The organism is Streptomyces sp. NPDC059009 (assembly GCF_042740175.1).
In the GTDB taxonomy this organism is placed as follows: Bacteria; Actinomycetota; Actinomycetes; order Streptomycetales; family Streptomycetaceae; genus Streptomyces.
The window spans coordinates 1-4410 of record NZ_JBHYJB010000009.1 but is presented as its reverse complement, the minus strand read 5'-3'; the positions used below and the strand labels follow the sequence as shown (position 1 = coordinate 4410).

The following is a 4410-nucleotide window of genomic DNA, read 5'->3' as shown; positions in this document are numbered from 1 at the left end:
TCCCCCGCGGCTTGATAGAACCCGTCCCCCTGCCCGGACATGTCCTACCCTCATCTCCCGTGCGTCGCGCCCGCGCCGGGGGTGTCGGGGCTAAACACCCCCCCCCCCACCACAGCCGTTTCAGGGGCTGTCCGACACCCGCTCCATCACCCGCCGCAGCCCCTCCGTGAGCTGCTCGGCATCCGTGGCCGACGCCTCGTCGAAGAGCCACTGCACCATCAGGCCGTTGAGCAGCGTCGTATAGAGGCGCCCCTCGCTCTCGACCATGTCCTGCGGGAGGGCGTCCTCGTCGATGCCCGTGAACATCGCGGTGAGCCCGCGCCGCCCCTCCACCTGCGCCTTGGCCAGCAAGTCCCGGATGCCCGCGAGCCGTTCGCCCTGCGTGATGACCTCGAGCGACATCATCCAGATCGCCCGGGACTGAGGCATCGTGCGGATGATGTTCGCCCAGCCGTCCCGGAACCGCTCCAGGCCCCCCGCGGCGATGCCGCCGCTGTCCGCCGCCGCCTCGAACGCCGTGCCCATGGGCTCGATCAGGGCGACGTACGCCTCCGCGAGCAGCGCGTCCTTCGACCCGTAGTGGTAGCCGATCGAGGCCAGGTTGGTCCCCGACTCCTTCACGATGTCGCGCGCGGTGGTACGCGCGAACCCCTTCTCCAGCAGGCAGCGCTTGGCGCCTTCGAGCAGATCCTCACGGTGTCCCATGCGGGCAGCCTACCCCTGATCCATACGGCCGTCCTATACGCACGTACTAGACAAACGTTTAAGACGCTCGTATGGTTCGAGGCATGACGAACTCACCGCGCGCCACGCGCAAGGAGTGGACCGCTCTCGCCGTCCTGATGCTCCCGCTGCTCCTGGTCTCCATGGACGTCTCGGTGCTCTACTTCGCGATCCCCGCGATCAACGCGGACCTGGAGCCGAGCGGCACCCAGCAGCTGTGGATCTTCGACATCTACGCCTTCGTGCTCGCCGGGCTGCTGATCACGATGGGCTCGCTCGGCGACCGCATCGGCCGCCGCAAGCTGCTCCTGTTCGGCGCCACGGCCTTCGGCGCCGCCTCGCTCACGGCGGCGTACGCGAACAGCGCGGAGACCCTCATCGCCGCCCGCGCGGTCCTCGGCATCGGCGGCGCGACCCTGATGCCGTCCACGATGGGCCTGATCCGGAACATGTTCGTCGACGCCAGGCAGCGCGCGACAGCCATCGGCATCTGGCAGACGGTCATGGTCGCGGGCATCGCGCTCGGCTCGGTGCTGAGCGGCGTCCTCGTCGAGCACTTCTGGTGGGGCTCGGTCTTCCTCGTCAACCTGCCCGCGATGGTGCTGCTCCTGGTCCTCGCGCCGCTCCTGATCCCCGAGTTCAGGGACCCGGAGCCGGGCCGCTTCGACCTGCTGAGCGTGCCGCTGTCGATGGCCGCGGTGCTGCCCGTCGTCTACGGCCTCAAGGAGATCGCCGCCGAGGGCTTCGAGCTCCCGTACGCGGTGTCGCTCGCCGCCGGACTCGTCTTCGCCGTCCTGTTCGTCCGGCGCCAGCGCACCGCCGCGTCCCCGATGATCTCCCCCGCCCTGTTCCGCGGCGGCCACGGCTTCGGCCCCGCCGTCTCCCTCAACCTCATCTCCGCGCTGGGGATGATGGGTTCGGCCTACTTCACCACGCAGTACCTGCAGTCGGTGCTCGGCAAGAGCGCGATGGAGGCCGCGCTGTGGGCGCTGCTCCCCTCGGTCCTCATCGGCTTCGCGGCGCCGGTCGCCACCGCCCTGGTGCAGCGCGGCATGAACCGCGCCCACGTCGTCGCCCTCGGCTTCGTGACCTCGGCGTGCGGCTACGGCCTGCTCACGCTGGCCGGTACGGATGCGATGTGGACCGTGCTCGCCGGTGCGGGCGTCCTCGCCTGCGGCGCCGTCGTCATCGGCTCACAGCTCACGGACCTGGCGCTCGGTGCCGCCCCCGCCGAGAAGGCGGGCACCGCGTCCTCGCTCCTGGAGACCGGGCAGGAGTTCGGCGGCGCGCTGGGCATGGCGCTGCTCGGCTCCATCGGCAACGCGGTGTACCGGAGCGAGATCCCCTCGTCCGCGCCCGCCGAGGCCCAGGAGACGCTGGGCGGGGCGGTGGCGGTCGCGCGGCACCTGCCGGGCGAGGCGGGCTCGACGCTCCTTGCCGCCGCGCGGGAGGCGTTCACCAGCGGGATGCAGGTCGCTGCGCTGGCGGGGGCGGTTCTGCTGGTGGCCGCCGCGGGTCTTGCGGCGGTGAGCCTGCGTAAGGTCAGGGTGCCCGAGAAGGCAGACGCCGGGGCCGAGTCGGAGCGGGAGGCGGCACTGGTCTGAGCGGAAAGCCGAACGCCGGACGGGCTGGAGGAATCCAGCCCGTCCGGCGTTCAAGGACGAACTCGGCGAAGCCGGTGGCAACCGGCAACTACGCGCTGGGGCGCCCTAGTCCACGAGGTTGACCGAGCGGACGGACGCCGCACCGACCTCCGCCGCGAGGTCCCCGAGGACCGCCGTCGGCACCGTGTCGTCGACCGTCAGGACCGCCAGGGCCTCGCCGCCCTGGTCCGCGCGGGAGACCTGCATGCCCGCGATGTTGATGCCCGCCTCGCCGACGATCCGGCCGACCGTGCCGACGACGCCGGGACGGTCCTGGTAGCGCAGCACCACCATGTGGTCGGCGAGCGCCAGGTCCACGTCGTAGCCGCCGACGGCGACGATCTTCTGGTGGTTCTTGGGACCGGCGAGCGTGCCGGAGACCGAGACCTCCTCGCCGCCGGTGAGCGTGCCGCGCACCGTGACCACGTTGCGGTGGTCCGGGGACTCGCTCGACGTCGTCAGGCGGACCTCGACGCCGCGCTCCTGCGCGAACAGCGGCGCGTTCACGTACGACACCGTCTCGTCGACGACGTCCTCGAACACGCCCTTCAGCGCGGAGAGTTCGAGCACCTTCACGTCGTGCTGGGTGATCTCGCCGCACACCTCGACGTCCAGGCGGACCGCGACCTCGCCGGCCAGCGCGGTGAAGATGCGGCCGAGCTTCTCGGCGAGCGGCAGGCCCGGGCGCACGTCCTCGGCGATGACGCCGCCCTGGACGTTCACCGCGTCCGGGACGAGCTCACCGGCGAGCGCGAGCCGCACCGACCTGGCGACCGCGATGCCCGCCTTCTCCTGCGCCTCGTCCGTGGACGCGCCCAGGTGCGGGGTGCAGACGACCTGGTCGAGCTCGAAGAGCGGGGAGTCCGTGCAGGGCTCCTTCGCGTACACGTCCAGGCCCGCGCCCGCGACGCGGCCCTCCTTGAGCGCCGAGTACAGCGCCGTCTCGTCGACGATGCCGCCGCGCGCGGCGTTCACGACGCGCACGGAGGGCTTCACCTTGTGCAGCGCCTCGTCGCCGATGAGACCGAGGGTCTCCGGGGTCTTCGGGAGGTGGACCGTGATGAAGTCCGAGACCTCGAGCAGCTCGTCGAGGGAGAGGACCTTCACGCCCATCTGCGCGGCGCGCGCGGGCTGTACGTAGGGGTCGTACGCGACGACCTTCATGCCGAAGGCGGACATGCGCTGCGCGACGAGCGCGCCGATGCGGCCGAGGCCGACGACGCCGAGCGTCTTCTCGGCGAGCTCGACGCCGGTGTACTTGGAGCGCTTCCACTCGCCGTTCTTCAGGGCGGTGTTGGCCTGCGGGATGTTGCGGGCGGTGGCCAGGATGAGGCCGCAGGCGAGCTCGGCGGCGGTGACGATGTTCGACGTCGGCGCGTTCACCACCATCACGCCGGCCTTGGTGGCGGCGGAGACGTCGACGTTGTCGAGGCCGACGCCCGCGCGGGCGACGACCTTCAGCTTCTTGGCGGCGGCGATGGCCTCGGCGTCGACCTTGGTCGCGGAGCGCACCAGGATGGCGTCCACGTCGGCGATGGCGGGCAGCAGCTCGGCCCGGTCCGCTCCGTTGCACTGGCGGATCTCGAAGTCCGGTCCCAGGGCGTCGACGGTGGCGGGCGACAGCTCTTCAGCGATGAGTACAACCGGTTTGCCGGTGGCAGAAGTGCTCACGTGAGTCCTCACAGATCCATTGCGGGCGACCGTCCCGTGGCCGCTGGCGGTGGAGGGTGCTTGCCGCGTGGAAGACGCACGACGCTGTGGGCCTGACGCGTTGTTGATGGCAGAAGTGTAGTGGCGCGCGGGAGGGCGTCTTACGCCTCCCTGTAAGGATCACCCTTCCGTGGCTGGACGCCGCGGACAAGGGCGGTGGCAGATAGCTGCACAGAGCCGACGGGGCCGGGGCGCATGCCCCGGCCCCGTGGCCCGACCGACTACTTGTCGTCGTCGTTGACCCAGCTCATGAGCTTGCGCAGCTCCTTGCCGGTGGTCTCCAGGAGGTGGTTCTCGTCCTGGGTCTTGTACTCGTTGTACTTCTTCAGACCAC

At 70.7% G+C, this 4410-nt stretch carries 3 protein-coding genes and 1 pseudogene; 1 reads left to right on the top strand and 3 read right to left on the bottom strand.

Going from position 1 to position 4410, the window contains the following annotated elements; translation table 11 throughout:
* Positions 1 to 120 precede the first annotated feature (120 nt).
* Positions 121 to 705, bottom strand: coding sequence for a TetR/AcrR family transcriptional regulator (locus ACFWYM_RS10845; protein ID WP_384833372.1), 585 nt, complete (start codon positions 703 to 705; stop codon positions 121 to 123).
* A gap of 83 nt (positions 706 to 788) precedes the next feature.
* Between ACFWYM_RS10845 and ACFWYM_RS10840 the strand changes: the two genes are divergently transcribed.
* Positions 789 to 2327, top strand: a complete 1539-nt coding sequence (locus ACFWYM_RS10840) for an MFS transporter (RefSeq protein WP_384833369.1) — start codon at positions 789 to 791, stop codon at positions 2325 to 2327.
* 105 nt (positions 2328 to 2432) lie between these two features.
* Here the strand turns inward: ACFWYM_RS10840 and serA are convergent, their stop codons facing one another.
* Positions 2433 to 4037, bottom strand: coding sequence for a phosphoglycerate dehydrogenase (gene serA / locus ACFWYM_RS10835; RefSeq protein ID WP_384833365.1), 1605 nt, complete (start codon positions 4035 to 4037; stop codon positions 2433 to 2435).
* A gap of 260 nt (positions 4038 to 4297) precedes the next feature.
* Positions 4298 to 4410, bottom strand: a pseudogene (locus tag ACFWYM_RS10830) (ketol-acid reductoisomerase); the annotation flags it as partial.

What these genes read in the sequence shown, in the direction of transcription:
- ACFWYM_RS10845 (WP_384833372.1), bottom strand. Translation starts at nt 705, where the DNA reads ATGGGACACCGTGAGGATCTGCTCGAAGGCGCCAAGCGCTGCCTGCTG.
- ACFWYM_RS10840 (WP_384833369.1), top strand. Translation starts at nt 789, where the DNA reads ATGACGAACTCACCGCGCGCCACGCGCAAGGAGTGGACCGCTCTCGCC.